The organism is Rothia sp. HMSC076D04, from assembly GCF_001814645.1.
Taxonomy (GTDB): Bacteria; Actinomycetota; Actinomycetes; order Actinomycetales; family Micrococcaceae; genus Rothia; species Rothia mucilaginosa.
This window is the reverse complement of the sequence record NZ_KV817363.1, coordinates 1-26857: the sequence shown is the minus strand read 5'-3', so window position 1 is coordinate 26857 and position 26857 is coordinate 1. Positions and strand designations below refer to the sequence as shown.

Below are 26857 nucleotides of genomic sequence, written 5' to 3'. Positions count from 1 at the left end.
AGTCCCGGTTGAGGAGTCTGTCGGCACCCCGTGCCCCTCTCACCCCGAGAGGTTGATTTTCAGGTTTCACGTGAAACATTACAGAAAATCAACCTAAGTGGGATGATTTAGGGGGGATTTCGGGGCTATCCGGGTGAACACACTAGGAGACTGCACTCGCCGCGGCCGCGGTAGAAACTGCCGCCGCGGGCGCCGCCGAAGCGCTCGCCGCTACCGCAGAGGGGCTGGCAGAAGCACTCGGCGCAGTCGAACGGTTCGCAATCGCCGCCGCCGCCGCGTCCACGCGTTCCTTCGCGGCGGGCAGCGCATCCGCACCGCCCAGATCGTTCAGAATAATCGCGAAAATCAGGCGGGTGCCGTCGGGTCGGGTCGCCACACCGCACAGCGAAGACACCGTGTACAAGGTGCCGGTCTTCGCCTGCACAAAAGTGCGTGCGTGCACGGCGTTCGCCGCACCAAAACGACCGGACAGGGTGCCGCTCACGCCCGCGACCGGGAACGTGCTCATCAGCTGCTCCGCATGCTCATCAGCATTCAGCAGAGCCACAACCTGCACGAGGGTTCGGGCGGTCACGCGGTCCGTCAGGGACATGCCGCACACGTCCGCCTGCACCAGGTTTTCAATGTTCACGCCGGCATCCACGAGCGCCTGGCGCACGGTCTGCTGTGCCGCCTCGCCGCTGCCTTCCTTACCTGCGGCAACGGCGGCGCAACGGCCGAGCACCTCGGCGAGAGCGTTGTCGGATTCGAGCATCATGTGCTGTGCCTGCTCCAGCAGGGTTGCCGACTCGACCGCGGCGATTTCGGCTGCTTCCGCGGGGGCGGTGCGGCGCTCCGCGAGGGTGAAGCTCATGCCGGACTCCTTGCCGGCGGTGTTGAGTGCATCCACGAACGCCTTCTGGGCGGCAACCGCCGCATCGTCCGGGCGTACCGGGTTGCTTGCGGTGGACTTGCCCGGCACCGTGTGCGATTCGAGCGCAATCGGGTGAATGGGCGTGATCTGGCCGGACGCCACGTCGGCGGCATCCCAGCCGGGGTTCACGCCGGGGCCGGTGAAGAAGGTGCCGTCAAGGTAGACGGGTAGCGCCGCGGTCGGCTTCTCGCCCTCGTTCAGCGCCTTCACGGTCAGCTCGGCGAGGGTGGTTAGGCCTGCGCGTCCGACAATCTGCTTCGGGTCAGAGGCGCCCGCGCCGAGCAGGGTGTCGCCGCCTGCCATGAGGTACAGTCCGGCGGAGTCGCGGGTGACGCGTGTGCGCAGGCGCGCCTGCAGGTTTGCGTAGTGGTTGAGTGCGAACAGGGTCAGCACCTTAAAAGTGGAGGCGGGTACGCGTGCGGTGTCGGCGTTGGCGGCGTAGAGGTCGGCGGGTGCGGTGGCCGCCTTGATGCTGGGCAGGTTCCCGTCCATGCCGGTGACGAGCAGGCTGTACTGCGGGTAGGTGTCGTCAGCGAAGAGCGCGGTAAGAGCGGCACGTAGCTGTTCCTGCTCCGCTTCGGGCAGTGCGGGGGCGAGGGTCGGGGTGGCGCTCGGGGTTGCGGAGGCGGTCGCCTCGGCGGTGCCGGTGGGGCTGCCGGTTGCGCTGCCGATGGGGCTTGCGGAACCTTCGGGGCGTTTCTGTTCGGTTGCGGCGGGTCCGCAGGCGGTGAGGAGGAACATGCCGCCGAGGGTGAGGGCGGCGCGGCGGGGGAGGGTGGTGGTCTGGGTGTTGTGCTTGTTGGAAGGCATCTTTTGAGCATAGCGGGCGGATGGGGTGCCTATCGAATTTACGCGCCGGTGCCCTGATGCTCATGCCGTGTTCCTGCTGCCCCTCACGAACCCTATCTGGGCTGCCCGGCATGGCGGCGGGGTGTGCTGGCGCGCGTGCTGGCGGGCGCGGGACTAGGCGGAACGTTAACTGTGGTGTGAGCGTGGTAAATTACGCTGGTTTTGGCGCCGAATACGCGGTTTCGGTGTGCGTGAACGGGTTACAATGGGTGAGTTCAACACCTAACTTTCGCACCTTGCGCGCCGAAGTCGCCGCGAAAGTGACTCTAACTCACGAGAAAGAAGGTTCCGATGGAACTCGACGTCACTATTGAAATTCCCCGCGGCTCCCGCGTGAAGTACGAAGTGGACCACGAGACCGGCCGCCTGCGCCTGGACCGTGTGCTGTTCACCTCCATGCAGTACCCCACCGCTTACGGCTACTTCGAGAACACCCTCGGTGAGGACGGCGACCCGCTGGACGCAATGCTGATCCTGGACGTTGACGTTGTTCCCGGCGTGCTGGTTGAATCCCGCCCGGTCGCAGTGTTCAACATGACCGATGAGGCTGGCGGCGACGCTAAGGTTCTGTGCGTCCCCACCGACAAGCGTTACGACCACATCAAGTCCCTGGCTGATGTTCCCGAGCAGCTGAAGGCTGAGATTCAGCACTTCTTCGAGCGTTACAAGGACCTGGAGCCCGGCAAGTGGGTTAAGGGCGAGGGCTGGGAAGACCTGGCTGCTGCTGAGAAGATGGTCCAGGAGGCTATCGACCGTTTCGCAGCTGAGGGTCACTAAGCTGCCGCACCGTTAGGTGCACCCGGTTTTTGTAGGGGGCGTGTTCCCCGTGTCTGGTTCGTGCGATTTTTCGTGCGTGCTGGAGGCGGTGGGCACGCCCCCTTTTGTTGTTGTGTCTTTCGCCGCATCCGCCTGCACGCCGGGCGTAGTTGATTGCGCGAGGTGCAGATTCCGGGTATCTTCAAAGGGATTCACTCTTCTTCCGTTCTCACACCTTTCACCGAGGATAGAAAATGAAGAAAAACCTTTCGACCCGCGGCGCGGCGGCACTGTTGGCGCTGGCTATGGGGTGCATGGGTCAGGGCGTAGCCCAGGCGGCATACATTCAGCCGAAATCTGCACAGCCTATTGAAGAGCTGGAATTTGATGTTGATTGTTTTGGCATGCACTTCTATTACGGCGCGAACATGATGACCAATTTGCACTGGGCGGAGTGTACCGGCCTGATTACGAAGAAGCAGGTTGTTGGGCTGGCCCGAATCAGTGAAGATAAGTTGCCGAACGGGGTCATGACCATTTCGCGTGGTCGCTTGCTGGAGTACCTGTACCATCTGGCTGGTTCACCCGAGGTGAAGAACCTGCCGGAGAAGTCCCCGTACACCGATCTGACTCCGGGCGACGCGCGTTATAAGGTTGCTATTTGGGCGACCCGCGTGGGTTTGACCACTGGTTGGTCTGACGGCTCCTTCCACTATGACACTCCGGCGAGCCGTGGCGCCTACTTTACCTTCCTTTATCGTGCTGCGGGTAGCCCCAAGGTGACTCTGGAATCTCTGGATAAGGCGAATGCTGTGCGTGCGGAGAAGGGTGCTGCCCCCATTAAGGAGGGTAGTGAGTTGCATCGAGCAATGAGCTGGATGTATCAGCATGCGCTGGCGAAGGGGGAAGAAGTCCGGGCGTATGACACTGGTTTCCTCACTAACGGGTACACGCCGTGGGATTTCAATGAAACACCAGATTTCTATTACGCTTCGTACCGCACTATTTTCACCCCTCTCATGGTTCTTGATTACCATGAAGAGCTGGCACCGATTGTGGCTCGTCTGCAGTCGCTGTCCTAGTGGCAGGTGAGCGGAGGGCTTGCTGGGGGCGTGTTTCCCGTGTCTGGTTCGTGCGATTTTTCGTGCGTACTGGAGGCGGTGGGCACGCCCCCTTTTGCTGTGCTCCTTGATTGTGTTCGGAGGTTCCTTGGAAGGACATGTGTAACCGAACTATTCTTCGGAAAACAGCCTCGGAGGGCTTCTTGGGGTGCTAATATGGGCATATTACGAAGAATAGTTCGTATAATCTGAGGTTCTGTAGCGGTGAGGAGGGGACATCCATGGCATTCGACGCAACGGGGTTCGCACAGGAATTTGGTGCGCAGGTTCGCGCCGTCCGCAAGTACGAAAAAATCACCCAAATGGAGTTGGCGTGGATGGTCGGGCTCAGCGATAAAACAATCCGCGATATTGAGCGTGGGTTGCCCGGCCCGTCAATTGGTGCGGTCCTCAAAGTCGCCCAAGAGCTCGGTATCGAGCTGGCTATCACCAACCCCCTCACCTAACCCCTCCCGCACACCTATATAAAGGAACCACCATGCAGAATGGACGCGCAGGACGCCTGCACCCCGCCGTTGGCACTGCCCGCCGCCACCTCGCCGCCGCCCTCGAAAAGCTCCTCGGCGCCGGAAGCATCAAAGCCACCGGACGCTCCCGCACCGCCTCCACCGCGGACGCCGCCGACCTGCCCCTGCTCCTGGTCGCCTGCAGCGGCGGCCCCGACTCCCTCGCGCTGGCAGCCATTGCCGCACACTTCGCTCGCCGCGGCGACGTGCGCGTAGGCGCCATCATCGTCGACCACGGCCTGCAAGAAGACTCCGCCGCGGTCGCCGCGCAGACCGCGCAGACCCTCACCGACCTGGGGCTTCACCCCGTCATCACCGAAAAAGTGCAGGTTCCCGTCGGCAACATGGGCCCCGAAATGGCGGCGCGTACCGCCCGCTACACCGCCTTCACCAAAGCCGTTGAAGCCACTGGCGCCCGCGCCGTACTACTCGGCCACACCCTCGACGACCAGGCAGAAACCGTGCTACTCGGCCTAAGCCGCGGCTCCGGCACACGCTCCCTTGCCGGTATGCCGCCCGTGCGCGTCGAAGGGGGCGTCACCTACCTGCGTCCCTTCCTCGGCCTGCGCCGCACCGACATGCTCGACATCTGCGACGCCGAAACCCTCACCCCCTGGATCGACCCGACCAACACCGACGAAACCCTCATGCGTGCCCGCATCCGCCACAGCGTGCTGCCCTACCTGGAGGAGCACCTCGGCGGGGACGTCGCCCGCTCCCTGGCGCGCACCGCCTCCGTAGCTGGCCCCGACGCCGAATACCTCGACGAGCAGGCACAGGTAGCCTACGAGCAGGCACTCCTACCCGCCGGAACCGCCGTGCGCGGCATCGAACGTGAGGATGCCGTGCTGCTGGACCGTGCGCAGGTGGCGGCGCTACACCCGGCGCTGCGCCTGCGTGTGCTTGCGACCGCCTGCAAGACCGCCGGGGGAGAGAACCCCGGCTTCGAGCGACTGCAGGCGCTGGACTCTTTCACCGCCGAATACGCGGTGGCTGGGCCCGTTCAGATGCCCGGCCATGTGAGCGCGTACCGCCGCCGCAAAATTGTGCATCCGGCAACCGGTGAACGCCTGGACGTGCTCGTATTAGTGCCAACCCGACCCTAACTAGGTGCCCAGCTAGGTGCCTGTGGAGCCCCCTCAGCACACACTATCTGCGTGGTGAGGTGCGCCGCGGCGCCGTTTTAAGCCATACTTAAAGCGAACACCATCCACATTATCCGCCGTGGGAAGGCATGAAACCCCGCACCCGGGGCCCCCGGCGGAGGCGCAGAGCGTCTAAAAGAATACGAAGGAATACATCGTGCAGGCTATCGACGTGCAGGACGATATCAAGAACGTTCTCTTCAGCAAGGAAGAGATTAACGCGAAGGTCGCCGAACTGGCGGCGCGCATCGACGAAGACTACGCCGGTAAGGACGTGCTGTTGGTGGGTGTTCTCAAGGGCGCCATCATGATCATGGCTGACCTTTCCCGCGCTCTCAAGGGCCACTACACCATGGACTGGATGGCTGTTTCCTCGTACGGTTCCGGCACCAAGTCCTCCGGCGTTGTGCGTATCCTCAAGGACCTGGACACCGACCTGGTGGGCCGCAACGTCCTAATCGTTGAAGACATCATTGACTCCGGCCTGACCCTCGCATGGCTGCAGCAGAACCTGATTTCTCGCGGCGCAGCTTCCGTTGAGATTTGCACCCTGCTGCGCAAGCCCAAGGTCGTCAAGGCTGACGTTGAGGTCAAGTACGTCGGCTGGGACATCGAGCCCGAGTTCGTTGTTGGTTACGGCCTGGACTTCGCTGAGAAGTACCGCAACCTGGACTGCGTCGCAACCCTGCACCCGCACGTTTACTCCTAAGCCTTCACCTCAGCAACCCTGCTGTAGGTGGTTACGCCCCGCCTCCTCACGCTTGTGGGGGAGCGGGGCGTTGCTGTACCCGCCGGTGGATGTACGTGGAGGCGGATGTACCCGCCGCGGAAGATGCACTTTCACCCCCGCCGAGTGCTACAACCCTTTAGCCCGCAGGTGAAATAGAGAAGCCCGGTACCTAGCCGCCCGCCGGGGTAGGGTACATTTAAGGTTGCATCGTTGGGTGTTCCGGCTGGCATGCCGCAACCCCCGACGGGTTACAGCCGCAACGTAAGGACAAAGCATTGGCGCAAACCCCCAATACTCCGCAGAAAGGCTCGGAGGGCTTCCTGAAGAAGCTGATTAACGGCCCCTGGTTCTGGCCGGGTGCAGCTCTCGTAATCATGCTGGCTTTCCTCATGGCCTCCTTCTTCACTCAGCCCTCGCGTCAGGTGGACACCAACGTGGGTCTTCAGCTGCTCAACGACCACCAGGTCAAGAGCGCAAAGATCTACGACGGCGACCAGCGCGTCGAGCTGCAGCTTAAGGACGACTACAAGAAGGGCAACGACAACTACGGTAAGTCGGTGCGCTTCTACTACGTGCAGCCCCGCGGCGACGAAGTTGCTAAGGCAATGGAATCCGCCGAGCTGGAAAGCTACACGGACCAGCCGGTTGAGCACAGCTTCCTGGGCTCCCTGGTGTCCCTGCTCCTGCCGATTCTGATCTTTGGTGCGCTCTTCTGGTTCCTGATGGGACGAGTCGGAGGCGGCTCCTCCGTCATGAGCTTCTCCAAGTCCCGTGCGAAGAAATTCACCAAGGACAAGCCAGAAGTCCGCTTCAGCGACGTCGCCGGTGTGGACGAGGCGCTCGCCGAGCTGGAAGAAGTCCGCGAGTTCCTGGCTGAACCCGAAAAGTTCACCCGCCTGGGTGCCAAGATCCCCAAGGGCGTTCTGCTGTACGGTCCTCCCGGCACCGGTAAGACCCTGCTCGCCAAGGCTGTGGCGGGCGAGGCTGGCGTGCCGTTCTACTCGATTTCTGGCTCTGACTTCGTTGAAATGTTCGTGGGTGTGGGTGCGTCCCGCGTGCGCGACCTGTTCAAGGAAGCGAAGAGCGACCCCGCCGCCATCGTCTTCGTCGACGAGATTGACGCTGTTGGCCGCCGCCGCGGCGTCGGCATGGGCGGCGGTAATGACGAGCGTGAGCAGACCCTGAACCAGCTGCTGGTTGAGATGGACGGCTTCGACGGCAACTCGAACGTCATCGTCATTGCTGCAACGAACCGACCCGACGTTCTGGACCCGGCGCTGCTGCGTCCCGGCCGTTTTGACCGTCAGATTGGTGTGGACGCCCCCGACATGCAGGGCCGCGAACACATCCTGCGCGTTCACGCCGCAGGCAAGCCGATTGCTAACACCGTTGACCTTGCTCAGGTTGCTAAGCGCACCCCCGGCTTCACCGGTGCTGACCTGGCGAACGTCATGAACGAGGCGGCTCTGCTGACCGCCCGCGATAACGGCAACGTGATTGACGACCGCGCTATCGACGAGGCAATCGACCGCGTCATGGCTGGTCCGCAGCGTTCCTCGCGCATCATGAACGAGCACGAGCGTAAGGTCACCGCATACCACGAGGGCGGTCACGCCCTGGTCGCGGCGGCACTGCGTAACTCCGCGCCGGTCACCAAGATTACGATTCTTCCGCGTGGTCGCGCCCTGGGTTACACCATGGTCATGCCGCAGGACGATAAGTACTCCACGACCCGCCATGAACTGCTTGACCAGATGGCGTACGCGATGGGTGGCCGTGCGGCTGAGGAAATCGTCTTCCACGACCCGTCCACCGGTGCGTCTAACGACATTCAGAAGGCAACCGACACCGCCCGCAAGATGGTTACCGACTACGGCATGAGCGCTGTGATTGGTTCCGTGAAGCTCGGCGGCGAAGACACCGAACCGTTCCTCGGTGGCGGCGGCGCTTCGGCACGCAACTACTCCGACGCGACCGCGGCAAAGGTTGACGCTGAGATCCGCGCCCTGCTGGAGCAGGCACACGATGAGGCGTTCCAGATTCTGCTGGAAAACCGCGATATTCTGGACCGCCTGGCGTTCGCCCTGCTCGAGAAGGAAACCCTGCTCGAAAACGAGATTGCCGAAATCTTCAAGGATGTTCGCAAGCGCCCCGAGCGTGAGCACTGGTACTCCAAGCCGACCCGCGAGCGTACCGACATCCCGCCGGTAAAGGCACCGAGCGAGCTGGCTCAGGAGGCGCAGAAGGCTGAGGAAGCACCTGCCGAGGCGCCGGCAGCTCCTGCTACGGCACCTACTGTTCCGGTAGCACCGGCTGCACCCGCGCAGCAGGTTCCGGTAGCACCTACGCAGCCGTTGCCGCCTCAGGCGCCCCTCACCGACCCGGACGCCGACCCGACCGTCGCAATGCCCACCCAGCAGTACCCGAACTACCCCGCCCCTCCGGCGCAGCGCCCGGAGAACGGCACCCCGAACCAGAATGGAGCAGAGAATGAGCGAGGTTAAGAACGCCGTCGACCAGCCGCGTATTGAGGCTGCCGTCCGTGAGATTCTGCTCGCAATCGGTGAGGACCCGGACCGTGACGGTCTGCAGCAGACCCCGGCACGTGTGGCACGCGCCTACGCGGAGTTCTTCTCGGGCCTGCACCAGGATGCCGGCGAGATTCTGGGTACGACCTTCGACATCGCCCACTCTGAGATGGTGCTGGTGAAGGACATCCCGTTCTACTCGACCTGTGAGCACCACCTGGTGCCGTTCCACGGTGTGGCGCATGTGGGTTACATTCCGGGCCCGGACGGTAAGGTGACCGGTCTGAGCAAGCTCGCCCGCGTGGTGGATCTGTATGCTCGCCGCCCGCAGGTGCAGGAGCGTCTGACTACGCAGGTGGTGGAGGCTCTGGAGGAGCACCTGAACCCGCGTGGCGCGATTGTGGTGATTGAGGCTGAGCACATGTGCATGTCGATGCGCGGTGTGCGTAAGCCGGGCGCGAAGACCGTGACTAGCGCGGTGCGCGGTGCGCTGATGAACGGCGCAACCCGTGCGGAGGCGATGAGCCTGATCTTCTCGCAGCGCTAAGCATTCGGGACAATCACATAGCTATACGACAGGGGGCAGGATTCTAAGGAATCCTGCCCCTGCACTGTACCCGTGCGCTGTGTAGCCGCTTTTCTTTGGTCGTATGACGAGTGCCCTTGCGTGAAGGGCATTATCAGCTGTAGAGTAGTACCACTAGTACCGGCACCACTCCTTCGGGAGTACAGGACCGGTCTTCTTTTTTATTAACGCTACGTACTGCGCTCTTCACGTACCGTTGTTAATGAATGCATAACTGTTCCTCATAAGGAGCGAAAATAACCGCGGCCGGTTCCGCCCATCAGGGGTCTGGAGCCGGTCATCGTTTTTAAACGATGACCTTAGTAAGACAGAGATGACTTACATCCGTGTAGTTATACCCTTAATATCCTTATATTGATATTATTAAAGAGTTATGATGATGAAACGATATCAAGTGATGGATAGTGTATGTCTTCAATCATAAAACCATTTAAAACATATGAACAGCAGGTTGGAATCTTGCGCCAGCGAGGTATGCTCGTAGGTTCTCAGGAACATGCCGTTCACGTCCTTGAGCGTGTTAGTTACTACCGTCTGAGTGGTTACTACTATTCGTTCCGGCGACCGGCGGGAAGCGGGCAACGCTCGGATACTTTCATACCCGGAACTGTCTTTGAAGATATCGTGGCCCTGTATGAATATGACCGTAATCTTCGGTCCATTGCGTTTTCGTATTTCTCGCAGTTTGAGGTGTATATGCGGTCCCGCCTAGGGAATTTACTCGGGGAAGTGGATCCACTCATATACGAGGATGAAACCCGATGTGACCTTCAAGGTAGTAAAAGGCGCACTGCTTGGAATAGATTCACGAGAAAAAGCGAACAACTTATTCGTACTTCTGAGGAAGAATTCGTGAAGCATCACCGTGAGCAATACGGCGGGAAGTTGCCTGTGTGGGGAGTGGTGGAAGTTCTAGATTTAGGGGCTCTGCAGAATCTGTATTTGGTCTCCCCGCCAAATATTCGGCGAGATATCGCGAAAGCTCTGGGGTGTACTGACCCCCAACTGGAAACCTGGATTAACTCGCTGCGGGTAATGCGCAATATTTGTGCGCATCAAAGTAGGTTCTACAATAAGCTGCACCCAGAGCCTCGCTTGCCGCGTGTGTTGAGAGGTGGAAGAGTTGAGAGCCCTGAAATCCGTGAGGTTGTTGACCTATTTGGTGTGCCACAGGCTGAAGAGAACCATAAGATGTGTAAAACCTTCGGCATGCTCACCCTCCTCAAATATCTGATGGATCAGGGTGGAATCGGAGACACGGAATCTCTAACGCGGATCCTGAAGGAGCGTCCTAATATTTCCGTTCCTGGAGTTGATATCTCCCGGGCAATGGGTATACCGCAAGGGTGGGAAGAAACCCGTTTGTGGAGCTAAGGTTTTCACAGTTTATAAGCACACTAAAAGGGGCGGAGGTTTTCACCTCCGCCCCTTTTGCTGTGCGGTTGTGTCCCTCGGAGCCGCCGGCACCGGCAATGGTGCCGCACAGACCCCGAAGAAGACTCAAAGACCCTTAGTGGGCTTCATTCTTATCGTCCCAACCCAGCGCAAGAGTCACAATCAGGCCCACAGCAATAAAGCCGCAACCGGTTGCGGTGCCGAAAGCAATCCAGCGGACCGCGGGGGCGCCTTCAGCAAGCACAATGGTCACAAGCGCAGCAAGAGCCACCAGGGACAGGATCCAAGCGCCGGTCTTCATATTCACGATGAGTCACTTCCTAGAGTATGTATGTGTATGAGGTGCCCAACCCACACCGCTGTGACGCAGGCAGAGCATACCCTCCCAGGATACCCCTAAATCGGTATGCCATATGCAAATATGGCGCGCTGTGTCATCCGGCAGATTCGGTACGATTAAAACCATGACCGAATCCACCCGTGTAGCACCCCTGCCCTGCGATGCGCTCGCCGCCGAACGCACCCTCGTGATGGGCATCCTCAACGTCACCCCCGACTCCTTCAGCGACGGCGGCAAGCACTACGCCGCGACCGACGCTATCGCCCGCGCCGCCCGCATGATTGCCGAGGGCGCCTCCATTATCGATATCGGTGGCGAATCCACCCGCCCCGGTGCCGTGCGTATCAGCGTGGAGGAGGAGCAGCGCCGCATCCTGCCCGTCATCGAGGCAGTCGCGCAGATGGGCACCACCATCAGCGTTGACACCATGAACCCGCAGACCGCCCGCGCCGCCATTGCCGCCGGTGCGCACATCATCAACGATGTGTCGGGTCTGAACGTGAGCGATGAAATGATTGAGACCGCCGCGGAGCTGCAGGTGCCGTACATCCTCATGCACGCGCGCGGCACCTCCCAGACCATGGACAGCCTGGCGGAGTACCCGTGCGGCGTGGTCACCGAGGTCGTGGAGGAGCTGACCGATCTGCGTGAGCGTTTCCTTGCCGCCGGTGTGCTGCCGCAGAACCTGATTCTTGACCCGGGTCTGGGCTTTGCGAAGGGCGGCATGCAGGACTGGGAGCTGCTCGCCGCCCTTGACGAGCTACAGGGCTTGGGCCACCGCCTGCTCATTGCTGGTTCCCGCAAGCGTTTTATCGCGAACGCCCTCACGGCGGCGGATATGGCGCTGGCTGAGCGCCTGAACGCGAGCGGCTTCACCGCAACCGATGCGGGCGAGGCGGAACGCGAACTGTGGCAGTCGCTGTCGGAGCCGCGCCCGGCTCAGCACCGTGCGGCAGCCTCCGCGGCGGTGACCGCCCTGGTGGCGGCGCGCGGCGTGTGGGCGGTGCGCGTGCACGACGTGCCCGCCAGCGTGGATGCGGTGACGGTCGCCTCCGCGCTGCGCTCCGTAAGCTAAGGCTCTGCCAGCTAGAACCACTACCCACAACCTCCGACTACCCGAATACCCTCTAGGAGACCCCCCCAATGACCCAGGCAGATTACGCCCACCGCGACCGCATCACCCTCACCGGCATTACGGCCAAGGGCTACCACGGCGTGCTCGACTTTGAGAAGCGCGACGGCCAGCCCTTCGTCGTGGACGCGACCCTGTACAGTGATTTTTCCGCCGCAGCCGCCACGGATGACCTGACGAAGACCACGAACTACGCGCTCGTGGTTGACCTGATTCACCGCCACGTGACGAACGGTTCGCTGGACCTGATTGAGACCCTTGCGGTGAACATTGCCGAGGGTATCCTTGCGATGTTTGAGCTTGTGGAGGCGGCGGAGATTACCGTATCGAAGCCGCAGGCGCCGATTGAGTTGCCGTTCGGTAACGTTGCGGTGAGCGTGTTCCGTGAGCGTGCCGCGGAGCGTGTCGTGGAGGGCGGCCGCTAGTGGCTGGCACCCAGACAACCGATACGCAGAAGCCCCACACCCTGAAACACCGCGCGGTGCTGGCGTTGGGCTCGAATCTGGGCGAAAGCGAAGACACCCTGGAGCGTGCCGTCGCCGACCTGGTGGCGGGCGGCGTGCAGCTGGTGCGCGCCTCCGGGCTGTACCGTACCGCCCCGGTGGGTGGCCCGGTGGGTCAGCCGGATTTCGTGAACGCGGTCATTGAGGTGGCCACTGACCTGGGCGCCTACGAGCTGCTGAAGCTGTGTAATGCGGTGGAGGCGGCGCATCACCGTGAGCGCCTGGTGCGTTGGGGCCCGCGCACCCTCGATATTGACGTGATTGACTATGACGGCGTGATCTCTGAGGATCCGGTGCTGACTTTGCCGCATCCGCGGGCGCAGGAGCGTGCTTTCGTGCTGGTGCCGTGGGCGCAGATGGACCCGCAGGCACACTTGACGGTGACCCGGCGTGCGGAGCCTTCGGGGGAGCGGCCGGATGAGGTTCCTGCGCCGCTGAGCCGCGAGGTCGTGAACGTTGCGGAGCTGTCCCGCACGCTGCTTGGGGCGGATGAAGACGCTATCAGCTATATGCGTGAGATGCAGGTACCTGATCAGCCTTAAATGTGGCACTCTGGAAGGTAGAGGAACCTACCGAAAGGAAACACCATGAAGCCCCTGAGTTATCGGGCGATTATTGTGGCGGCTGTGTGCGGTGCCGCTGCCGCTCTTATGGTGAATTCCGTGATGATTGGCGCCGGTTTTGGTGAGATGAATTTTTCGTGGATGCTCGGCGCGGTGTGCCTGCTGGTTGCGGCGGGTGCCGTGTGGCTGGGTGTGCAGGTGGCTCGTTATCGTCGTATTCAGACGCGTGAGAAGGTGCCGCATATGGGCCCGATTCTTGCGGCGCGTGCGGTGGCGTATGCGCAGGGTTCCATCATGACCGGTGCCCTCTTGACGGGCTGGTGCGCTGCGATTCTTGGTTACCATGTGGCGATGGTGTCTGCGCGCGGTTTTTCGGTGGTCTTTTGGGAGGTCCTTGTTAATTGTGTGGGCAGTGTTGCCCTGCTGATTGCTGGGCTATGGGCTCAGCATTGTTGTCGTATTCCGCCGGAGGATGATGAGGATGCGGCCTCCTCTTCCGGTGCTGTAAAGCCGCGAGAGGGAGGAACCTATGTCGGCTCCTAACCAGAATAGTTATTCGCCAAATGGTCGGTACGGGCAGGACGCTCAGAACGGCCAATACGGTCAGTATGGGCAGAGTCAGCCCGGTCAGCCCGGTCAGCAGGGTCAGTACGGGCAGAACCAGTATGGGCAGTACCAGCAGGCGGCTTACGGTCAGCCTGGTGCCCAGCATGGACAGCAAACCCAGCATGACCAGCAGGCGCAGTATGGACAGCAAGCACAGTACGGTCAGCAGGTTCCGCCGGCTGCCGCGTACCCGAACGCGCCTCAGCAGGCACCTTCTCAGCCTGCGCAGCCGGTAAGCCCCCAGCCGGTTACCTCGCAGCCCGTGCCGGAGCCGCAGTGGGTGCCCGCCGCCTCCGGCTACCTGACGGTTCGTTTTGTTCACACTATTTCTGCTTTGGTGTTCCCGATTCTTGCGGGTGCGGCTTTGTATTGTGCGGGTGCGTTCTTTGGCGGCCCGGAGGTGCTACGCATCGTCGGCCTGGTGGTGGTCGCGGTGTTTGGTCTGTGGGGTCTGTGGTGGATTCTGACCACTCCGCGCCGTACTCGCGCGCTCGGCTACGCGCTGGAGTCGAATCACCTGATGGCTCGCCGCGGTATCGTGTTCCGTTCGATGAGCTCCATGCCGTACGGCCGCATCCAGTATGTTGATGTGGATTCGGGCCCTCTGGAGCGCATGTGCGGTGTTGCCCGCCTGACGGTGCGCACCGCGGGTACGACCACCGGCACGATGGTGCTGTTCGGTATTCCGCTGAACGTGGCGGAGGAGCTGCGCGCGGATCTGGTGCGCCGCGCCGATGAGCGAATGGCGGCACTCTAATGAGTACCCCGGTTCCGAATAATAACGCCCCGAACTCTCAGGAGCAGAAGTGGTGGCGTGCCGATATCCGCACGTTCATCATGAACCTCTGGTTCATTATTCTGTTGGCGTTTGGCTTCTTCCAGAGCATTATCCTGAATATTTTGACCACCCCGCCGAACGAGTGGGGCGCGCGCCTGACGCAGGCATTTGATGAGAACAGCAGCTACTTCAGCGCAACGTACTCGCAGCTTATAGGCTTCGCCGTGCTCGTGCTGATTCTGGTTGCTGGCTCGATTGACTGGTGGTTTACCCGCTACAGCCTGGACGATTTGGCGATTCACCGCCGTAGCGGTTTTCTGTTCAAGAAGAACCGCACGATTCGCCTGGAGAGCGTGCAGAGCGTGGATATTTCGCGTCCTCTGGTGGCTCGTCTGCTGGGCCTGTCGGAGCTGCGTTTTGAGGTGGCTGACGGTTCTTCAGAGGCGCTGCACATCAAGTACGTTTCTGCCCGCAAGGCGGAGGTTCTGCGCCGCACCGCGATGGCGAGTATTAACCTGCTGCGTTCGGAGGCGGCTGGCCGCCCGGTCGATGTGCTGCCCGATAGCATGCAGATTTCGGCGGAGCGCATGCCGGATGCGAATCAGCTGCACCAGCCGTTTGAGGCATCTTACGAGGCGTCCTATGGTGCGCCTCTGCAGGACGGTACCGTACAGGACGGCACTCAGCTGGTAGCGCCTCAGCAGGGCGCCCAGCAGCTCGCACCCGAGCAGTCTGCACCCCAGCGTCCCGGTACTCAGCAGCCCGGCGCATCCCGCCGCGGCGCTCGTATGCCGATGCCGGTCGCGGCTGACCCCTCGCAGCCGCCGATTTTCCGCATCTCGAATGTGCGTCTGATTGCCTCCATCATGCTGGAGCACCTGGTGTGGCTGGTGCCCGCCGTGGCCCTCATGGTTGGTGCCGCGGTCATTGCCGCGATCATGGGCGGCGAGAGCCCGTTCCTCATTTTCATGGCGATGCTGCCCGGTATGTTCGCGCCCATGGTCGGTTATGTGGTTGCCCTCTGGACACGTTTTGACGGTGCCGCGAACTTCAAAATCACCCCCAGCGGTCAGGGCGGCGTGACCCTGCGCTACGGTTTCACCGGCACGCACACCCAGAACGTGATGGTTGAGCGTATTCAGGCACTCGCCGTGGAGCAGTCCATCCTGTGGCGTGCGTTCGGCTGGTACCGCATCAAGATGACCATTGCCGGTATTGGTATTGAGAAGAACGACAACCAGAAGGTTGTGACCCGCAATGTTGCCCTGCCGGTTGGCAATAAGCAGGAGACGCTGATGGTGTTGCGCCTGCTGTTGCCCGCCCTGGATGAGGCGCAGGCGCAGGTGCTGCTGGATACCGCTGATGGTTCGCTGAAGAGTCAGAAGCCGCAGGTTCCGGCAATGATTGTGACGCCCTCTTCGGCGCGCTGGATGGACCTGCTCACCTGGAAGCGTAACGGCGTGACCACGGTCGGTTACACTGCCGGTTCGGTGCAGGCGAGCACCCGCATTGATTCTGATGCGGCACGTTCGAGCGTTGGTGAGCATACGCGGGGCGACCTGCTGCTGATTCGTGGCGGCTACTTTATCCGCACGCTGTCGATTGTTCCGGTCAGCCGTGTGCTGAGCGTGAGCCGAGGTCAGGGCCCGCTGCAGCGTGCCTTCGGATGCGCGAGCGTGCATTTCGGTACGGTGCCCGGCCCGGTGCGCACCCTCATGATGCACTTGCCGCCGCGCGTCTGCGAGGATTTGGTGTGGTTGATGACGGTTCGCTTGGAGGGTATTGAGCCCTACTACCGCGTACCGGAACCCGCGCTGGGTTCTGTGCCTGCTGCAAACGGGTACAGCGCGAACGGGTACGGTGCGCTCTAACCCGCCGGGTTAGCGGGCAGCAAAACTGCAGATCGCGCCCTGCCGTCAGTGTTCTTCGTGACACCGACGGCAGGGCCTGCGTAAAAGGGAGAATATACTTAAAGCCGTGATACAGCATTCAAAACCTGCGCGTTTGGGCATTGGAATTATTTCAGCCGGGAGGGTCGGATCCGTCCTCGGTGCGGCTTTGCGCGCCTGCGAGCACACTATTGTGGGTGTTCACGCGGTGTCTGAGGCTTCTCAGGAGCGCGCCGCGATGCTGCTTCCCGATGTGCCGCTGCTGCCGGTGGAGCAGATTGCTGAGCGTAGCGAATTGCTGATTCTTGCGGTTCCCGATGATGAGCTGCCGGGCCTCGTCACCTACCTGGCGTCCTCGGGAAGTATTACCGCCGGTCAGATTCTGGTGCACACCTCCGGCCGTCACGGCACCGAGGTTCTCGCACCGGCGACCGCGCTGGGCGCTATCGGTTTGGCGATTCACCCCGCCATGACGTTTACCGGCATGTCCGTGGACCTGCAGCGTCTGAACGGCACCTGCTTTGCCGTGACCGGGCCTGCGCCGTTCATCCCGATTGCTCAGGCACTCGTGGTGGAAATGGGCGGCGAACCCGTGCACGTTGCCGAGGCCGACCGAGCGCTCTACCACGCCGCTCTAGCGCACGCCGCGAACCACCTCGTGACCATCCTGGGTCAGTCCCAGCAGATGCTCGCCTCCATCGGTATTGAGGACCCGGCACGCTACATGGGGCCGCTCGTGCGAGCCGCCGTGGACAATGCGCTCGCCAGCGGTGAGGGTGCTCTCACCGGGCCCGTGGCACGTGGAGACGCAGGCACCGTGAAGGCTCACGTTCAAGCTCTGAATGAGTACTCAGAGCATGAGAAAACAGGTGATATTACAGACTCTTATGCCGCTCTGGCACACGCAACCGCAAAAAGAGCGCATAATAGAGGTTTGTTAAACGATGAACAACTGGGACGAATTGAGAATCTGCTGGGTGAGTCTTCGGACCGCAACCACCCCGGCGATATTGATGATTCAGCCCCCGAAAACAAGGAGTTCTCGTCATGACTGAGACTTCGATGCCCCGAGTCGTGACCACCATTGCGGATTTCCGCACGGCAATCACCGAATCCCTTGCCGCAGCGCAGGAGGAACTGGACCGAGCAGCCCGCCAGGAGGCGGAGCAGAACGGCACCGCAGTTCAGTACACGAACGCATCCCTGGGCTACGTGCCCACCATGGGCGCCCTGCACGACGGCCACGCAACCCTGTTGCGTCGCGCCGCTGAACAGAATGATGTAGTGGTCGCCTCCATTTTTGTGAACCCGCTGCAGTTTGGCCCCGGCGAGGATTACGAAGCATACCCGCGCACCCTGGAGGCAGACGCTGCCCTGGCTGGTGCCGCCGGTGTTGACATTATTTTTGCCCCCGAGGTTGAAGAGATGTACCCCGACGGTGACCCGCTCATCCGCATTTCGAGCGGCGAGCTGGGCACCAAGTTTGAGGGTGCGACCCGTCCGGGCCACTTTGATGGCGTGCTGGCTGTGGTCAATAAGTTCTTCAACATTATTCGCCCCGCAGCCGGTAACCACCCGGTGAATGCGTACTTCGGTCAGAAGGACGCTCAGCAGTACATCCTGATTCAGCGTATGGTGCGCGATTTCAACCACGACGTGACCATGCGCCCTGTGGCGATTGTTCGCGAAGATAACGGCCTGGCGCTGTCTTCGCGTAATAGCTACCTGTCGGATGAGGAGCGCGAGTCTGCCCTGGTGCTGTCCCGCACCCTGGCTATGTTGCGTGAGAATTCGCTGAACCGTGGCTTCCACGAGATTGATTTGGACGGTGCGCGTGAGCGTATCAACTCCACTCCGGGTGTACGCCTTGACTACCTGGAGCTGGTCGACCCGATGACTTTCGGTGAGCCGACTGAGGAGTCGGAGCGAGTGCTGGCACTGGTTGCTGCGTTCGTTGGCCCGACCCGCCTGATTGACAACATGGACCTGCGCTAAGCGTTCGTTCGTTTAGAAGAGTCCCCAACACACTACACAGATAGGTATCACTGTGAGCACTGAGCACACTGCCGCACCGGCGATTGCTGATATGTCTGAGCAGATGCAGATTCGCCTGGAAAAGCGTGCGAAGCTAATCGAGTCGGGTCGCGAGGCATACCCGGTGGGTCTGCTGGATTCTGAGGGTAACCGCGTGGAGCCCAACCACATTGAGGATTTGCGCGCCGAGTACGATCCGAAGCTGGCTGCTGAGGAGCTGAAGGCTGGCGACGAGACTGACCGTGTGGTGCATGTTGGTGGCCGCGTGGTGTTCGTCCGTAACACCGGTAAGCTGTGCTTTGCGACCCTGCAGGGTGGTACCGAGGGTAAGCGCATCCAGGCGATGCTTTCGCTGGCTGAGGTGGGCGAGGAGTCCCTGGCGGAGTGGAAGTCCCTGGTTGACCTGGGTGACCACGTGTTCGTGACCGGCCGCGTGATTGTTTCTCGCCGTGGCGAGCTGTCCATTATGGTGACCGATTGGAAGATGGCGTCGAAGGCTCTTCGCCCCATGCCGGTTCTGCACAAGGACCTGAACGAGGAAACCCGCGTTCGCCAGCGTTACCTGGACCTGATGGTTCGCGAGGAGGCTCGGGAGCTGGTGAAGAAGCGCGCCCTGATTACCCGCACCGTCCGCCGCGTGCTGGAGGATCACGGCTACATTGAGGTTGAGACCCCCGTTCTGCAGCTGGTGCACGGTGGCGCGACTGCTCGCCCGTTCCGCACCCACCTGAACGCCTTCGATCAGCCGATGACCATGCGTATTGCGACCGAGCTGCCGCTCAAGCGCGCAGTGGTTGGTGGCATTGACCGCGTGTACGAGATTGGTCGCGTGTTCCGCAACGAGGGCGTCGACTCGACCCACAGCCCCGAGTTCACCACCCTGGAGTGCTACGAGGCGTACGCCGACCAGTTCGTAATGGCCGAGCGCATGAAGGAGATTATCCAGAGCTGCGCGAAGGCTGTCGGCACTGAGCGTATTGAGACTGAGAACGGCACCATTGACCTGTTTGGTGAGTGGAAGTGGGTTGGCGTGTACCCGGGCCTGTCCGAGGCCGTGGGCGTCGAGATTACCCCGGAGACCGACGCGTCCGTTCTGCGCGAAATTGCTGAGAAGCACGAGGTGGACATCGACCCGAAGTGGGACGCTGAGAAGCTGGTGACCGAGCTCTTCGGAGAGATCGTTGAGCCGACCCTGGTGAACCCGACCTTCGTGTACGATTACCCGCCGAGCGCTCAGCCGCTGGCTCGCCCGCACCGTTCCGGTGAGCCCCTGATTGAGGCGTGGGACCTGATTATTGGCGGTATGGAGCGCGGTACCGCGTTCTCCGAGCTGATTGACCCGGTCATTCAGCGTGAGCGCCTGACCGCTCAGTCGCTGCTGGCTGCTGCCGGTGACGATGAGGCGATGGAGCTGGATGAGGACTTCCTGCGCGCCCTGGAGCACGGTGCACCCCCGATGGGTGGCCTGGGTCTGGGCATTGACCGTCTGATTATGTTGCTGGCGGGCGATCAGGATCCGGAGCGTCCGGGTACTGTGGTGCGTCAGCCCGGTATTCGTGAGACTATTCTCTTCCCCCTGATGAAGCCGGAGGCCTAAGCTTCCCCTTCACCTGTGAGGGTGTTAATGCGGCGGGTGCCGCGGATACGGTTGTATCTGCGGTACCCGCCGTTTTCTGTGTACTCTTTTGCACGGTGTATAGCTTCTGGGGTGGGGTTTCTGTTTATTTACACAGGTCAGGGGCGTTTTTACTCTATTCTGGTGCTGATTTATGCTGCTCTATTCACTCTGGCGGGGGTTTCTGCTCTTATGCATGAACGCGTTACATAGAAAATAATGAGGGGTTGAGAGGTGGCAGAATTTCGCTTTTGAATAGGGCTGAAATGTATGGTGTGAATGGTCTAATGTGCAGGCTCGTGCGGGCGCTATATTGCGCTCAGATTGTCGGGGACGCCGGGGCGCATTATTAGGTGTCTTTGTCTCTGGGGGCTGTGTCTGCTGTCTGGAAGAATCCAAAGTATTTGCACTCTAAACTTCACTTTAATGTTCTTGTAGCGAGTGCAGATTTAGCGGGGATGCACAGAAGCGATATATCGCTGCGGGTGATTGGTGCATTGTTTCAATGCTCAGAATATTTTCGGAATTTTTAATACAGTTCTGTTACTATATGAAAGAAAATTAGTACATAAATATATCCGGCACATTATTTTCTCAATCCCGATAGAGGCTTTTGAGTTTACTCCACAGGATATATGCAACAGATGAGGAGGTGCCTCAATGGCACAGAAGGTTCGCATCATCCTTGAAGACGATCTCGACGGCGGCCCCGCAGACGAAACTATCCGTTTTGGCCTGGACGGCGCTCACTACGAAATCGATCTGTCCTCCGCAAACGCAGCTCGCCTGCGTGACGCTATCCGCCCCTTCGTAGCGAAGTCCCGCCGCGTGCAGGGCACCGCTACCCAGCGCACCCGTGCTCCCCGTGGCACCGCTGCTCCGGTTAAGCGCAACCCCGAGACCGCAGCAATCCGCGAATGGGCTAAGGCTAACGGTCACAAGGTTTCTGACCGTGGCCGCATCCACCAGGATGTTCAGGACGCATACTACGAAGCAATGAAGGCTCAGGGTTAAAGGCTCTTAGTATTCATGCTGTCGGAGGGTTTGGTGCTTTAGGGCTCTAATTCTTCGGACGCTAAAGGCGGATGGTGTTCTCACCATCCGCCTTTAGTTGTGCTCCGGTATTTCTTGATATGCGCTGCATATCTGAGGAGGGTGGAGTGTTTTTATATCACCTACCCCAATTAACTATTTACATGTAAAACATATTGATCCTTTGCCAATGCCCGCTTCTGAATTATTAGGAGGAAGATGCGGGGAATCGGATGCACAATCTGGTGTCGAGTGCGGGTTCCCCATTTAGGTTTCATGCATTGGCAGGAACGCTAAAGGTAATGGTGCATTAATCTCTTCAAAGCGGGGGATATGCGCTGTGATATTCATGCGGTCGTTGAGTCGAGTATTCCATCGAAGGGGCTGGAATGTACTGACTGGAATTTTTGAATAATTAGGGGCCCTGCACCTTCTGTGGGGCTTTCGGAACTTACGGATTATCTCCTGATGGGGTGCCGAAATGATGCGGGAATTATCCGGAAAATAAGCGCCGTGTTATCCGGCAAATATTTTTGCGAATTATTGAAATTTCTCACTTAAACATATAAATTTTTAAAAATTTCTGCAATATATTCATGCACGTGCAGGAAACAAGCGGTTTAGGCGTTGGTCTATGTGGGTTCTTGTGGGTTCGCTTCTTCCGCAATCCCTCGTATCGGCACCGTAGCCCCGCAGAACCCACCTGTAACACCTCCCGGCGGTACATCCGACGGCAATATGCGCACACTCTGCACAGGAAACCCCGGCAAAAGTAGCTAGCCCCGGGAAAAGCAGCTAGGACCGGCAAAAGTAGCTAGCCCCGGCAAAAACAGCTGGCCTCGGGAGAAGCAGTCAGCACCGACAAAAACAGATAGCACCGACCGGGCGGCGCTCATCCGCCTTCAGGTAGGGTTGCCTGCGTGAGCTAGACCCCTCAAAACTGCCCCCGAGCCCCGCCAGAAGCCCCGAAACCGCGCCTAAACCGCCCCGAACAGCTCATCTGTTCTCTTGATGGCGAACAGATGCCCATCAGCCCGCCCTTTCGGCCGCGCTCAACGTACTCTTGTATCAATAGGAAAATGCAAGGAGTGCGTAAATGTTTGAACGCTTTACCGATCGAGCTCGGCGCGTTGTGGTGCTTGCCCAGGAAGAGGCACGCATGCTCAACCACAACTACATCGGTACCGAACACCTGCTGCTCGGTCTGATTCACGAGGGCGAAGGCATCGGTGCTCGCGCCCTGGAATCATTGGGCGTTACCCTGAACGCAGTACGTGAACAGGTTCAGGACATCGTCGGCCCCGGCCCCCAGGCGCCTAACGGCCACATCCCCTTCACCCCGCGCGCGAAGAAGGTTCTCGAACTGTCCATGCGCGAGGCTATTCAGCTGAACCACGGCTACATCGGCACCGAACACATCCTGCTGGGCATGGTTCGTGCAAACGAGGGAGTGGCAAACCAGGTGCTGGTCAAGCTGGGCGCTGAGCCCGCAGCCGTGCGCCAGGCTGTCATGGACCTGATTTCCGGCTACCCCGGCAACAACTCCGGTGAAAAGGAAACCGCCGGCGTGGGTGCAGGTAACTCTCGCGAAGGCACTCCCGCGGGTTCGACCATCCTGGATCAGTTCGGCCGCAACCTCACCGCAGCAGCGCGTGAGGGTGAGCTGGACCCGGTCATTGGTCGCCACAAGGAGATGGAACGCGTCATGCAGGTCCTCTCCCGCCGTACCAAGAACAACCCCGTGCTGATTGGTGAGCCCGGCGTCGGTAAGACCGCCGTCGTGGAGGGCCTGGCACAGGCTATCGTGCACGGTGACGTCCCCGAGACCCTCAAGGACAAGCACCTGTACACCCTGGACCTGGGCTCCCTGGTCGCAGGTTCGCGCTACCGCGGTGACTTCGAAGAGCGCCTGAAGAAGGTCCTGAAGGAAATCCGCTCCCGCGGCGACATCATCCTGTTCATTGACGAGATCCACACCCTCGTCGGTGCAGGTGCCGCTGAGGGTGCGATTGACGCTGCCTCCATCCTCAAGCCCATGCTGGCTCGAGGTGAACTGCAGACCATCGGTGCAACCACCCTGGATGAGTACCGCAAGCACATTGAGAAGGACGCCGCCCTGGAACGCCGCTTCCAGCCGATTCAGGTTGAGGAGCCCTCTCAGGAGCTCGCCGTGCAGATTCTCAAGGGTGTGCGCGATAAGTACGAGGCGCACCACCGCGTCACCATTACCGACGAGGCTATCGAGACTGCCGTGAACCTTGCGGCACGCTACATCTCTGACCGCTTCCTGCCGGATAAGGCTGTCGACCTGATTGACGAGGCGGGCGCACGCCTGCGCATCAAGCGCATGACCGCACCCCCGGAAATCAAGCTGCTCGACGAGAAGGCCGCCAAGCTGCGCCAGCAGAAGGAAGACGCCATCAACTCCCAGGATTACGAGAAGGCCGCAGGCCTGCGTGATCAGGAGCAGAAGGTCCTGGCTGAGAAGGAAGAAGCCGAGAAGGCATGGCGCGAAGGCGGCGACGCATTCGGCACCGTGACCCCCGAGGTTATTTCTGAGGTTCTTGCCGCTTCCACCGGTGTTCCCGTTTACAAGATCACCGAGGAAGAGTCCACCCGCCTGCTGACCATGGAGCAGGAGCTCCACAAGCGCGTCATCGGTCAGGATCACGCTATCGCGGCACTGTCCCGCGCTATCCGCCGTACCCGCGCAGGTCTGAAGGACCCGCGCCGCCCCGGTGGTTCGTTCATCTTCGCCGGCCCGACCGGTGTGGGTAAGACCGAGCTGGCTAAGGCACTTGCCGAGTTCCTGTTCGGCGATGAGGATTCGCTCATCACCCTGGATATGTCCGAGTACCAGGAGAAGCACACCGTCTCCCGTCTGTTCGGTGCGCCTCCCGGCTACGTTGGCTACGATGAGGGCGGCCAGCTGACCGAGAAGGTCCGCCGCAAGCCCTTCTCCGTGGTCCTGTTCGACGAGGTTGAGAAGGCTCACGCCGACCTGTTCAACTCGCTGCTGCAGATTCTGGAAGACGGTCGCCTGACCGACTCGCAGGGTCGCGTGGTGGACTTCAAGAACACCGTCATCATCATGACCACCAACCTGGGCTCGCGTGACGTGAACCGCCGCATCCCGGTTGGTTTCCAGGCGATGGACGACACTGCAGCCGACTACGAGCGCATGCAGGCACGCGTGATGGAGAACCTCAAGGAGCACTTCCGCCCCGAGTTCCTCAACCGTGTGGATGACATCATTGTCTTCCCGCAGCTCTCCGAGTCTGAGATTCTGCAGATTGTGGACCTGTTCGTGGGTCGCCTGGCTAAGCGCCTGGCGGAGCAGGATATGTCCATTGAGCTGACCAACGCTGCGAAGGTTCTCATGGCGGCTAAGGGTTACGACCCGTCCATGGGTGCTCGCCCGCTGCGCCGCGAGATGCAGCGCAACATTGAGGACGCCCTGTCCGAGAAGATCCTCTTCGGCGACATCAAGCCCGGTGAGAAGATCACCGTGGACGTTGAGGGCGAGGGCGACTCCGCGAAGTTCGTTTTCTCTTCTCAGCCGATGAAGGAACTGGCTCTGGACTCGGTACAGGAGCTAGACGAGGGCGCCGCTGAGGCTCCCGCAGCTGAGGCAACCGAAGCACCTGCTGTTGATATTCAGGGCAACGACTAGGCTCTGGAATAAACCCTGGAATAGACCCCAGGCAGCCAGGTTTTAGCGCACTAAACGCCTGTGGGGCGGTATCGGAATGATCCGGTACCGCCCCACAGGCATTTTCTGTCTTCTATAGGCTCCAGAAGCCTCTCTGCGGCGAGTACTAGAGCGAGACGAGCACAGTACCGCCCTGCGTGACTTCGCGGGCGAGAGAGTCCGCCAGAAGCCCCGCGTAGCAGCGCTGCAGCTGCTCGGTGGCGGGGGAGAGGGCGTACAGCGCCTTCAGTGGACGATGCACCGCGGCGGGTGCATCCGCCGGGAAGGCCAAGTCAGGCGAAGCCGTATCGCCAGCCGAAGCTACACCCGCGCTCAAAATCAGCTCACGATTCACCGGCTCATGCGCCGCACGCAGCACCGCCATGACTGCGCCGCGCACCTGGCGGTCCGTGCCGTGCCAGCTCTGACCCTTGGGGGTGTAGTCCGCCTCCGGCTTGCCTGCCGCAACCCAGGCGCACAGATCCTCCACCGGGCACAGCTGACAGGTCGGGGACTTTGCCGTGCAGACCAGCGCGCCGAGCTCCATGGTTGCCGCATTCCACAGGCAGGAGGTGGGGGTGTCGGCGGGCATGAGCGCCTCCGCCAGGCGAGTCTCAGCAGCCGTCAACGAACGCGAGGGCAACGCCTTGCCGGAGACAGCGCGCGCATGCACGCGGCGGATATTCGTATCAATCACCGTCGCGCGTAGACCGAATGCGAACACGCTAATCGCCGCCGCCGTGTAGGAGCCCACGCCCGGCAGCGCCAGTAGCGCATCGTAGTCGGCGGGAACCTCGCCGCCGTGCTGCTCCACAATCGCTACAGCGGCACCGTGCAGACGCTGCGCGCGGCGCGGGTAACCCAGGCGGCCCCAGGCGCGCACCGCCTCCGAGGTGGGCTCGGCGGCAAGGTCAGCGGGGGCGGGCCAGCGGCGCATCCACTCCTCCCACACGGGCAGCACGCGCTTGACGGGGGTCTGCTGTAGCATGAACTCGCTGACCATCACACCCCAGGGGGTGCACTCGTCGCGGCGCCACGGAAGGTCGCGTGCCTGGTCGAGGAACCACCGGTTGATTCGGTGGTGGAGCGCCTCGGTATTCGTGCCTTCGGGCAGGGTAGGTTCCGGGCGTGTGCGTGCGGTGCGTTTGGGCTCTGAGGTCATCCGAAAAGCCTACGCCACAGGGCATATATTCCCAAAACCGCATGAATAGAGTTCACTGTGAATCTCAGGGTTAAACCCGGTATCCTTGAGGTATGTCTGAAAATGGTCCCGTTCTGCCTCCCGAAGTCTACCGCCGCCGTCGTATCGTGGCGGTTATTGCTCTGCTCGCTGTCATTCTGCTGTTGGTCGCTGGCGTGACCTCCATGGTCGGCATGATTAACGGCAAGAAGGACGCCACTGTAGCCTCCACTGCGACGGCTTCCGGTGCGCCCTTCCAGAGCTTCAGTGCTCGCCCCTCCGAAACTGCTTCGGCCACCCCGTCCGCTAGCGCGACTGCCTCTGCAACCGCGTCGGCTACTGCTTCGGCAACCCCCTCGGTGACCGCTTCTGCGGCACCCATTGCAAGCGTGACCACCGCAGCGGCAACCCCTGCGGCAACCACCCCTGCGGCGACCCCGACTACCCCCGTGCCGGCACCCTCGGTGACCACTGCGGTTGCTGTTGCGGCGTGCACCGCGAACGACCTGAAGGTGACCGTCACCCCCGCGAAGCGTACCTTCGCGGCCGGTGAGCAGGTGTCCTTCCACGTGACCTACACGAACTCCTCGAAGACCCCCTGCGCTGTGGGTGGCGAGGGTGCGAACACCGGCGTGGACCTGAACATCACCTCCGGTGCGGCTCAGGTGTACACCCGTAGCCTGTGCGCGGCGACCGCCGTTCAGAAGTCTGAGGTAGCCGCAGGTGCTGAGGGTGCAGCCGACCTGGCGTGGGATCGTAAGATCAACGTCCTGGGTTGCTCCTCCGCTTCGACCGCTCAGAAGGGCTCTTACTGGGCGACTGCCACGGTGAATGGTGTGACTTCGGCTCAGGTGAACTTTGTGATTCAGTAGTTCACTTCTATAGTTTTCGCCCGTGAATGGGCACGCAAAAGCCCCCGTGCTGGATATTCTGAACTGCGCCCCGAAACTTGGACGCATTAAATA

The 26857-nt window shown here is 60.9% G+C and carries 23 protein-coding genes; 20 read left to right on the top strand and 3 right to left on the bottom strand.

The features are described 5' to 3' along the window. Positions 1–142 precede the first annotated feature (142 nt). The gene (gene dacB / locus HMPREF2980_RS00970) at positions 143–1723 is read right to left on the bottom strand and encodes a D-alanyl-D-alanine carboxypeptidase/D-alanyl-D-alanine endopeptidase (RefSeq protein WP_070689798.1); all 1581 of its coding nucleotides are present in this window, start codon (positions 1721–1723) and stop codon (positions 143–145) included. Positions 1724–2053: 330 nt separating this feature from the next. Between dacB and ppa the strand changes: the two genes are divergently transcribed. The 8 genes from ppa (at position 2054) to HMPREF2980_RS00930 (ending at position 10508) form a co-directional block, all read left to right on the top strand. Continuing rightward, positions 2054–2539 carry an inorganic diphosphatase gene (ppa, locus tag HMPREF2980_RS00965; RefSeq protein ID WP_005504328.1) on the top strand — a complete coding sequence of 162 codons (486 nt, stop codon included), beginning with the start codon at positions 2054–2056 and terminating at the stop codon, positions 2537–2539. A 233-nt stretch (positions 2540–2772) separates the two neighbouring features. Beyond that, entirely contained in the window at positions 2773–3600 is an 828-nt protein-coding gene (locus tag HMPREF2980_RS00960) for an S-layer homology domain-containing protein (RefSeq protein ID WP_070689796.1), read from the top strand. 260 nt (positions 3601–3860) lie between these two features. Continuing rightward, positions 3861–4085: a helix-turn-helix domain-containing protein gene (locus HMPREF2980_RS00955; RefSeq protein ID WP_005504337.1), complete on the top strand. Its 225-nt coding sequence runs from the start codon at positions 3861–3863 to the stop codon at positions 4083–4085. A 32-nt stretch (positions 4086–4117) separates the two neighbouring features. Beyond that, positions 4118–5251: a tRNA lysidine(34) synthetase TilS gene (gene tilS, locus HMPREF2980_RS00950; protein ID WP_070507317.1), complete on the top strand. Its 1134-nt coding sequence runs from the start codon at positions 4118–4120 to the stop codon at positions 5249–5251. 196 nt (positions 5252–5447) lie between these two features. Continuing rightward, on the top strand, positions 5448–5999 hold the full coding sequence (hpt, locus tag HMPREF2980_RS00945) for a hypoxanthine phosphoribosyltransferase (protein WP_005504342.1): 552 nt from the start codon (positions 5448–5450) through the stop codon (positions 5997–5999). A 296-nt stretch (positions 6000–6295) separates the two neighbouring features. Next, positions 6296–8524, top strand: coding sequence for an ATP-dependent zinc metalloprotease FtsH (ftsH, locus tag HMPREF2980_RS00940; protein WP_070689793.1), 2229 nt, complete (start codon positions 6296–6298; stop codon positions 8522–8524). Next, positions 8511–9095 carry a GTP cyclohydrolase I FolE gene (gene folE, locus HMPREF2980_RS00935; RefSeq protein WP_049340467.1) on the top strand — a complete coding sequence of 195 codons (585 nt, stop codon included), beginning with the start codon at positions 8511–8513 and terminating at the stop codon, positions 9093–9095. The genes ftsH and folE overlap by 14 nt, the downstream gene beginning before the upstream one ends. A gap of 447 nt (positions 9096–9542) precedes the next feature. Continuing rightward, complete coding sequence (locus HMPREF2980_RS00930; protein ID WP_070689791.1) at positions 9543–10508, top strand: Abi family protein; 966 nt, start codon at positions 9543–9545, stop codon at positions 10506–10508. Between the two features lie 136 nt (positions 10509–10644). Here HMPREF2980_RS00930 and HMPREF2980_RS00925 read toward each other — a convergent pair whose 3' ends face one another. Beyond that, entirely contained in the window at positions 10645–10836 is a 192-nt protein-coding gene (locus tag HMPREF2980_RS00925; protein WP_005504350.1) for a hypothetical protein, read from the bottom strand. 157 nt (positions 10837–10993) lie between these two features. On the opposite strand from HMPREF2980_RS00925, the gene folP reads away from it, so the two are divergent. The 11 genes from folP (at position 10994) to HMPREF2980_RS00870 (ending at position 24694) form a co-directional block, all read left to right on the top strand. Beyond that, entirely contained in the window at positions 10994–11944 is a 951-nt protein-coding gene (folP, locus tag HMPREF2980_RS00920; RefSeq protein ID WP_070689789.1) for a dihydropteroate synthase, read from the top strand. A 68-nt stretch (positions 11945–12012) separates the two neighbouring features. Next, positions 12013–12426: a dihydroneopterin aldolase gene (gene folB, locus HMPREF2980_RS00915; protein WP_012902770.1), complete on the top strand. Its 414-nt coding sequence runs from the start codon at positions 12013–12015 to the stop codon at positions 12424–12426. Further along, on the top strand, positions 12426–13046 hold the full coding sequence (folK, locus tag HMPREF2980_RS00910) for a 2-amino-4-hydroxy-6-hydroxymethyldihydropteridine diphosphokinase (RefSeq protein ID WP_070689787.1): 621 nt from the start codon (positions 12426–12428) through the stop codon (positions 13044–13046). Before folB ends, folK begins: the two co-directional genes overlap by 1 nt. A gap of 45 nt (positions 13047–13091) precedes the next feature. After that, entirely contained in the window at positions 13092–13610 is a 519-nt protein-coding gene (locus HMPREF2980_RS00905) for a DUF3180 domain-containing protein (RefSeq protein ID WP_070665577.1), read from the top strand. Then, complete coding sequence (locus HMPREF2980_RS00900; RefSeq protein WP_049352733.1) at positions 13597–14430, top strand: PH domain-containing protein; 834 nt, start codon at positions 13597–13599, stop codon at positions 14428–14430. Before HMPREF2980_RS00905 ends, HMPREF2980_RS00900 begins: the two co-directional genes overlap by 14 nt. Further along, complete coding sequence (locus HMPREF2980_RS00895; RefSeq protein WP_070689786.1) at positions 14430–16322, top strand: PH domain-containing protein; 1893 nt, start codon at positions 14430–14432, stop codon at positions 16320–16322. Before HMPREF2980_RS00900 ends, HMPREF2980_RS00895 begins: the two co-directional genes overlap by 1 nt. A gap of 106 nt (positions 16323–16428) precedes the next feature. Beyond that, a complete protein-coding gene (locus tag HMPREF2980_RS00890; RefSeq protein WP_070689784.1) occupies positions 16429–17391 on the top strand; it encodes a Rossmann-like and DUF2520 domain-containing protein in 963 nt (320 codons plus the stop codon). Continuing rightward, positions 17388–18335, top strand: a complete 948-nt coding sequence (panC, locus tag HMPREF2980_RS00885) for a pantoate--beta-alanine ligase (RefSeq protein ID WP_049352737.1) — start codon at positions 17388–17390, stop codon at positions 18333–18335. The genes HMPREF2980_RS00890 and panC overlap by 4 nt, the downstream gene beginning before the upstream one ends. 52 nt (positions 18336–18387) lie before the next feature. Further along, positions 18388–19971, top strand: a complete 1584-nt coding sequence (lysS, locus tag HMPREF2980_RS00880) for a lysine--tRNA ligase (RefSeq protein ID WP_080973351.1) — start codon at positions 18388–18390, stop codon at positions 19969–19971. A 678-nt stretch (positions 19972–20649) separates the two neighbouring features. Next, positions 20650–21003 carry a histone-like nucleoid-structuring protein Lsr2 gene (locus HMPREF2980_RS00875; protein ID WP_012902780.1) on the top strand — a complete coding sequence of 118 codons (354 nt, stop codon included), beginning with the start codon at positions 20650–20652 and terminating at the stop codon, positions 21001–21003. A 1114-nt stretch (positions 21004–22117) separates the two neighbouring features. Then, a complete protein-coding gene (locus HMPREF2980_RS00870) occupies positions 22118–24694 on the top strand; it encodes an ATP-dependent Clp protease ATP-binding subunit (protein WP_070689783.1) in 2577 nt (858 codons plus the stop codon). 145 nt (positions 24695–24839) lie between these two features. On the opposite strand, the gene HMPREF2980_RS00865 is transcribed toward HMPREF2980_RS00870, so the two are convergent. Further along, the gene (locus HMPREF2980_RS00865) at positions 24840–25874 is read right to left on the bottom strand and encodes an HhH-GPD family protein (protein WP_070689780.1); all 1035 of its coding nucleotides are present in this window, start codon (positions 25872–25874) and stop codon (positions 24840–24842) included. Positions 25875–25966: 92 nt separating this feature from the next. On the opposite strand from HMPREF2980_RS00865, the gene HMPREF2980_RS00860 reads away from it, so the two are divergent. Beyond that, positions 25967–26764, top strand: coding sequence for a hypothetical protein (locus tag HMPREF2980_RS00860; RefSeq protein ID WP_070641862.1), 798 nt, complete (start codon positions 25967–25969; stop codon positions 26762–26764). Positions 26765–26857 lie beyond the last annotated feature (93 nt).

Coding starts and splice junctions, on each gene's coding strand:
- HMPREF2980_RS00955 (WP_005504337.1), top strand. CDS start 3,861: ATGGCATTCGACGCAACGGGGTTCGCACAGGAATTTGGTGCGCAGGTT.
- HMPREF2980_RS00870 (WP_070689783.1), top strand. CDS start 22,118: ATGTTTGAACGCTTTACCGATCGAGCTCGGCGCGTTGTGGTGCTTGCC.
- HMPREF2980_RS00900 (WP_049352733.1), top strand. CDS start 13,597: ATGTCGGCTCCTAACCAGAATAGTTATTCGCCAAATGGTCGGTACGGG.
- HMPREF2980_RS00960 (WP_070689796.1), top strand. CDS start 2,773: ATGAAGAAAAACCTTTCGACCCGCGGCGCGGCGGCACTGTTGGCGCTG.
- HMPREF2980_RS00895 (WP_070689786.1), top strand. CDS start 14,430: ATGAGTACCCCGGTTCCGAATAATAACGCCCCGAACTCTCAGGAGCAG.
- HMPREF2980_RS00860 (WP_070641862.1), top strand. CDS start 25,967: ATGTCTGAAAATGGTCCCGTTCTGCCTCCCGAAGTCTACCGCCGCCGT.
- tilS (WP_070507317.1), top strand. CDS start 4,118: ATGCAGAATGGACGCGCAGGACGCCTGCACCCCGCCGTTGGCACTGCC.
- dacB (WP_070689798.1), bottom strand. CDS start 1,723: ATGCCTTCCAACAAGCACAACACCCAGACCACCACCCTCCCCCGCCGC.
- folB (WP_012902770.1), top strand. CDS start 12,013: ATGACCCAGGCAGATTACGCCCACCGCGACCGCATCACCCTCACCGGC.
- HMPREF2980_RS00930 (WP_070689791.1), top strand. CDS start 9,543: ATGTCTTCAATCATAAAACCATTTAAAACATATGAACAGCAGGTTGGA.
- HMPREF2980_RS00875 (WP_012902780.1), top strand. CDS start 20,650: ATGGCACAGAAGGTTCGCATCATCCTTGAAGACGATCTCGACGGCGGC.
- ppa (WP_005504328.1), top strand. CDS start 2,054: ATGGAACTCGACGTCACTATTGAAATTCCCCGCGGCTCCCGCGTGAAG.
- HMPREF2980_RS00905 (WP_070665577.1), top strand. CDS start 13,092: ATGAAGCCCCTGAGTTATCGGGCGATTATTGTGGCGGCTGTGTGCGGT.
- folE (WP_049340467.1), top strand. CDS start 8,511: ATGAGCGAGGTTAAGAACGCCGTCGACCAGCCGCGTATTGAGGCTGCC.
- folP (WP_070689789.1), top strand. CDS start 10,994: ATGACCGAATCCACCCGTGTAGCACCCCTGCCCTGCGATGCGCTCGCC.
- panC (WP_049352737.1), top strand. CDS start 17,388: ATGACTGAGACTTCGATGCCCCGAGTCGTGACCACCATTGCGGATTTC.
- HMPREF2980_RS00865 (WP_070689780.1), bottom strand. CDS start 25,874: ATGACCTCAGAGCCCAAACGCACCGCACGCACACGCCCGGAACCTACC.